At 64.5% G+C, this 4,782-nt stretch carries 6 protein-coding genes and 3 tRNA genes; 3 read left to right on the forward strand and 6 right to left on the reverse strand.

What is annotated here, in order from left to right:
- Together BGO62_RS13425 and BGO62_RS13430 are read left to right on the forward strand one after the other, a co-directional pair.
- On the forward strand, positions 1–1,393 hold a 1,393-nt coding region (locus tag BGO62_RS13425), incomplete at its 5' end, for a DUF3418 domain-containing protein (protein WP_296643388.1).
- Between the two features lie 13 nt (positions 1,394–1,406).
- Complete coding sequence (locus BGO62_RS13430) at positions 1,407–1,982, forward strand: CDP-alcohol phosphatidyltransferase family protein (protein WP_296643390.1); 576 nt, start codon at positions 1,407–1,409, stop codon at positions 1,980–1,982.
- Positions 1,983–1,986: 4 nt separating this feature from the next.
- On the opposite strand, the gene BGO62_RS13435 is transcribed toward BGO62_RS13430, so the two are convergent.
- A complete protein-coding gene (locus BGO62_RS13435; RefSeq protein WP_296643392.1) occupies positions 1,987–3,195 on the reverse strand; it encodes a diguanylate cyclase in 1,209 nt (402 codons plus the stop codon).
- A 31-nt stretch (positions 3,196–3,226) separates the two neighbouring features.
- Positions 3,227–3,808 carry a peroxiredoxin gene (locus BGO62_RS13440; protein WP_296643395.1) on the reverse strand — a complete coding sequence of 194 codons (582 nt, stop codon included), beginning with the start codon at positions 3,806–3,808 and terminating at the stop codon, positions 3,227–3,229.
- Between the two features lie 100 nt (positions 3,809–3,908).
- On the opposite strand from BGO62_RS13440, the gene BGO62_RS13445 reads away from it, so the two are divergent.
- Positions 3,909–3,984, forward strand: a tRNA-Arg gene (locus BGO62_RS13445).
- A 100-nt stretch (positions 3,985–4,084) separates the two neighbouring features.
- Here the strand turns inward: BGO62_RS13445 and BGO62_RS13450 are convergent.
- From BGO62_RS13450 to BGO62_RS13465, 4 genes are all read right to left on the reverse strand, one after another.
- Positions 4,085–4,160: transfer RNA gene (locus BGO62_RS13450), tRNA-Glu, on the reverse strand.
- 49 nt (positions 4,161–4,209) lie between these two features.
- Positions 4,210–4,392: a hypothetical protein gene (locus BGO62_RS13455; RefSeq protein ID WP_296642306.1), complete on the reverse strand. Its 183-nt coding sequence runs from the start codon at positions 4,390–4,392 to the stop codon at positions 4,210–4,212.
- Positions 4,393–4,408: 16 nt separating this feature from the next.
- Positions 4,409–4,484: transfer RNA gene (locus BGO62_RS13460), tRNA-Ala, on the reverse strand.
- A gap of 57 nt (positions 4,485–4,541) precedes the next feature.
- The coding region (locus tag BGO62_RS13465) for an FAD-linked oxidase C-terminal domain-containing protein (protein ID WP_296643398.1) at positions 4,542–4,782 on the reverse strand (241 nt) is incomplete at its 5' end.

Consider the following 4,782-nt stretch of genomic DNA (forward strand, 5'->3'; position numbering starts at 1 on the left):
CGGCGCGGCATGCCAGCTCAAGTACCGCTTCGAACCCGGCCACCCGCTCGACGGCGTGACGCTGCGCCTGCCGCTGTATCTGCTCAACCGGATCGAAGCAGCGCAGGTCGACTGGATGGTGCCCGGCCTGATCCGCGAAAAGCTCACTGCGCTTTTGAAGTTTCTGTCCAAGGACAAGCGCCGTCCGCTGATTCCGCTGCCCGACACGGTGACCGCCTTCCTCTCGGCGACGAAGCCGGGCGAGGCCCTGCTCACCGACGCGCTCGCCGGCTTCATCCGCAGGAAAACCGGCGCCGACGTCCACCCCGACGAGTGGAAGGGCGAGCTGCCGGCGCACCTGAAGATGAATCTCAGCGTGACCGACGACAGCGGGCAGGAGCTCGCCAGCGGCCGCGATCTCGCGAGCCTGCGCCAGCAGCTCGGTGGCGCGGCCCGCATCACCTACGGCGGCGGCGCCGAGGACAGCGAGTTCGAGCGCACCGGCCTCGCCGAATGGAATTTCGGCGACCTGCCCGAGCAGGTGAAATTCAGGCGCAGCGGACGCGAGCTGATCGGCTACCCGGCGCTGGTCGACAATGGCGAGAGCGTCGACTTGCGCCTGCTCGATGCGGCCGAGGCGGCGCAGATGGAGACCCGCCGCGGGATCGTGCGGCTGCTGCGCATCGCGCTGGCCGCGCAGTTCAAGCAGCTCGACAAGGATCTGTCGCGCGAGACCGCGCTGGCGCTGAAATACCGCAGCTTTGGCAGCGCCGAGCAGCTGCGCGCAGCCCTGATCGATGCGATCGCCGCGCGCGCGCTTCTGGGCGACGACGACACGCCGCGCGACGAAAAGCATTTCGGCAAGCAGAAGGAGCGCGCCAAGCCCAGGATCTCCGTGGTGAAGCAGGCGCTCGTGCGCGACGTGGCGGAGATACTCGACCTGCATGCGCAGGTGGCGGCGCGCCTCAACGCCAAGCCGCAGTTCACCGCGGTGATGCGCGACGAGCACGCGCACCTGGCGGCGCTGGTGCCGGCGGATTTCATCACCGCCACGCCGTGGGCGCGCCTGAAGGAGTTGCCGCGCTATCTGCGCGGCATCCTCAAGCGGCTGGAGAAGCTGCCCGCAGCCGAACAGCGCGACGCGCGCGCCATGGCGGGCGTGCTGACGCTGCAGAACAAATACCTGGCGCGGCGTGATCAGGCGAAGGGCGCGGTGCCCGCAAGGGGTACGCCGCCGGACACCCGCCTTTCAGGCGGTCCTGGCGCGGTTCCGGCGGCGCTCGACGACTTCCGCTGGCAGCTGGAGGAGCTGCGCATCTCGCTGTTCGCACAGGAACTGAAAACGCCCTACCCGGTGTCGGTCAAGCGGCTCGACAAGGTGTGGGACGAGCTTGCCAGACAGCCTCTGGGTTGAGTACGGTACGCCTATGAGCGAACGCGTCTTCAACCTGCCCAATGTCATCACCCTGCTGCGCCTGGCGGCGGTGCCGGTGGTCGGCTGGCTGATCCTGCAGCAGCGCTGGGAGGCGGCCTGCTGGCTGTTCCTCGCCGCTGCGGTATCGGACGGCATCGATGGCCTGCTGGCGCGCTGGCTGAACCAGATGACGCAGCTGGGCGCGGCGCTCGACTCCGTCGCCGACAAGGCGCTGGGCCTGGTGACGCTGGTGCTGCTGACGCTCGAAGAAGCGATCCCGATGTGGGTGACGCTGGCGATCCTGCTGCGCGACAGCGTCATCGTGCTGGGTGCGCTGAGCTACCGCGGATTGGCCGGCCATCTGGAAATCCATCCCACCTGGCTCGGCAAGACGCATATGTTTGCCGAGTTCGTGCTGCTGACGCTGGTACTGGCCGGCCTGGCCGGCCTGTTGGCGCTGGGCGACTGGCTGTTGCCGCTGTTCGGCATTGTGTTCGTCATTGCCGTGGTTTCCGGAGCGCAGTATGTCTGGATCTGGAGCGCCAAGGCGCGCCACGCGCGCGCGGCGGCCCGCTTCAAGTCCCGCTGACGCGTCACTGAAAGGAAAGGCAGCGCTGGCGTTCCGACTCGCAGCCGGATTTGACCCGGTACATGGCGGCGTCGGCGGCGCGAATCAGTGCATCTTCGTCGCTTCCGTCGTCGGGATAGACCGCCTGGCCGATGCTGGCGTCGATGCCTAGATGGAGGTCGTCAAAGCGGGTGCTGTGGGCCAGGCTATGTTCGATCTTGAGCGCGGCGGCGACGCAGTCGTGCCGCCCCTGCACGCCTTCCAGCAATACCACGAATTCATCGCCGCCCAGGCGCGCAACCGAGTCGGATTCGCGCACGCAATCCCGTAGCTGCTGCGCGACCTCCATCAGCACGGCGTCGCCGATGTGGTGGCCATGCCGGTCGTTGATGTCCTTGAAGCGGTCCATGTCCACATACAGGATGCCCACCTTGCCGCCATAGCGGTGGGCGTGGCGGATCGCCTGCTGCAGGCGGTCGTAAAACAGCCGCCGGTTGGCCAGCCCGGTGAGCGGGTCATGCGTGGCCTCCTCGCGCAGCGCTGCCCGCGAGCGCTCAAGCTCCACCATCTGCTCGTCTATCTGCCGCGATTTCTGGCCGACTTTCCGTAGCGTATGCCTGGCGATCAGCAGGGCCAGGACGATCGCCGCGATGCCGAATGCCAGCGTGAGCAGAAAAGTGCGCCGGTAGGTTTGCTGCGCCTGCTGCTGGGCGATCAGGTTGGCCTGCTGATACAGATTTCGCATGTCGGCCAGTTGCAGGTTGAAGGCTTCCTGGATAGGGATGGCCTCCTGCACCAGCACCCGGTGCGCATCGGTGCTCAGTTCGGACTTGAGCAGGTCGACCACGCGATTCTGCACCGCTTCGATGTCGTTGATCAGCAGAGTCTGGGTATCGAAGCTGCGTTGCTCGGAGGCGGAAAACCCCAGCTGACGCAGGGCGTTGCGCCCGCTCCCGACCAGGAAGCCGGCGCGGTTGAATTCCAGGAAATGGGCGTCGCGTTCGAATGGATCGTCGGCAAGCGCCATGCGGAACAGACTGTCGGTACGGAGATGCGCCGCCACCTGGGTTTGCGTGATGAGGTCGATCTTGCGGTTATGGTTCTCGACCACCGTGCGCATCTGCTCGCCCAGCGTTTGCAATTGCAGCAGGCCGTTCAAGGCCAGTCCGCAGATCAGGACGATCAGCGCGACGAAGGCCGTTCCGGTGGTGAGAGAGAATCGTTGTATGGGCATAGACGCTTGTGCCTCAGGCCATTATCGATGTTTAGTCCATTATCGGCAGGGTGGCAGCCTTGGAGTGCGTCATGCCGGCCTGCTGGAGGGCCTGCAAGGCATGGGCCACTTGTTGTGCGTGGCGTGCCGGGTCAACCTTGTCGAAGCGTGCCGCGATGCGGCCGTCGGGTGCGATGATGAAGGTGTGGCGACGGGCGAATCGTACGAGCCCAAGATTCAGCAGGCTCTCGTATGCTGCGGCCGTATGCCCGCCCGGGTCGGACAGCAGGGGGAACGGCAACTGGTGTTTGCGGGCAAAACCGGCGTGCGACCGGGCGTCGTCGACGCTGACTCCGGCCACCGCCGCGTTGAGATCGCCCAGCACACCGATGGCGTCGCGAAAGCGGCATGCCTCCCGGGTGCAGCCGGGCGTATCGTCCCTGGGATAGAAATACAGCACCAGCCAGCGCCCGGCATAATCGCTCAGACGATGAATGCGGCCATCCTGGTCCGGCAAGGCGAAATCCGGCGCGGCGCTGCCTTCCGTCCGCTGCGGGCCTGGCCGCAGCATCCACAAAAGCGCGCTGGCCAGCAGCAGCAGTAAAGCCAATCCGCCCAGCATGTATTTATTCATTTATTCTCCCCCGTCCGCATCATAGCCGGGTTGCGCACCAATCGGGTGCATCCCGCAGGGATTCGGCAATCCATGCGGGATTCGGTAGAATGCGCGCCACGCCCCGGTAGCTCAGTGGATAGAGCAACCCCCTCCTAAGGGGTAGGTCGGACGTTCGATTCGTCTTCGGGGCGCCAAACTGGATTCAGAACGCAACGCGCAATGAAAAATAGCGGCACTTGGCCGCTTTGTGTCTTTCTCATGTATTTGATTTGTGTCACAACCCGGAAAGGATTGTGGCGTCCCCACGGGGATTCGAACCCCGGTTACCGCCGTGAAAGGGCGATGTCCTAGGCCTCTAGACGATGGGGACCCGGACGACGGTGTGAACCGCCAACTTTGTTGCCACGGCTTGCGCCGTCTTACTTCTTGGAAAGCTGCGTCAAGGTGACGCCGAGTAGCAAACCGACGAAACCCAATGGTACCAGTCCCAGCCAGATTTCGGCGTACTCGCTACCGTTCAACATTTTCCAAAATCCAACGATCAGACCGACTACGCTCAGTATCAACCCCAGCAGGGTGGTGATGACGCCAAGCTTGTGCATCGGACTTCCTGTTAGTTGGTGGAGGTAAGCGGGATCGAACCGCTGACCTCTTGCATGCCATGCAAGCGCTCTCCCAGCTGAGCTATACCCCCAACGAAGCCGCGCATTCTATAGATGCCTTTTGCGCTTGTAAAGCCTTTGTGCCCATCTTAATCAGGAAAAAGTTTGCCGGGGTTGAGCAGGCCGTGCGGGTCGAACTGCTGTTTGATCGCGTGCATCAGACCCAGCGTGGCGGGATCGATTTCCTGCGCGACAAAGCGCCGCTTTTCGGTGCCGATGCCGTGTTCGCCCGAGAGCGTGCCGCCCAGCGCCAGCGCACGCAGCATGATGGCTTCGTGGGCCAGGCGGGCACGCCTCATTTCGTCCGCATCGTCGGGGTGCACCATGAGG

The organism is Thiobacillus sp. 65-1402 (genome assembly GCF_001897685.1).
GTDB lineage: Bacteria > Pseudomonadota > Gammaproteobacteria > Burkholderiales > Thiobacillaceae > Thiobacillus.

What these genes read in the sequence shown, in the direction of transcription:
- BGO62_RS13430 (WP_296643390.1), top strand. Translation starts at nt 1,407, where the DNA reads ATGAGCGAACGCGTCTTCAACCTGCCCAATGTCATCACCCTGCTGCGC.
- BGO62_RS13435 (WP_296643392.1), bottom strand. Translation starts at nt 3,195, where the DNA reads ATGCCCATACAACGATTCTCTCTCACCACCGGAACGGCCTTCGTCGCG.
- BGO62_RS13440 (WP_296643395.1), bottom strand. Translation starts at nt 3,808, where the DNA reads ATGAATAAATACATGCTGGGCGGATTGGCTTTACTGCTGCTGCTGGCC.
- BGO62_RS13455 (WP_296642306.1), bottom strand. Translation starts at nt 4,392, where the DNA reads ATGCACAAGCTTGGCGTCATCACCACCCTGCTGGGGTTGATACTGAGC.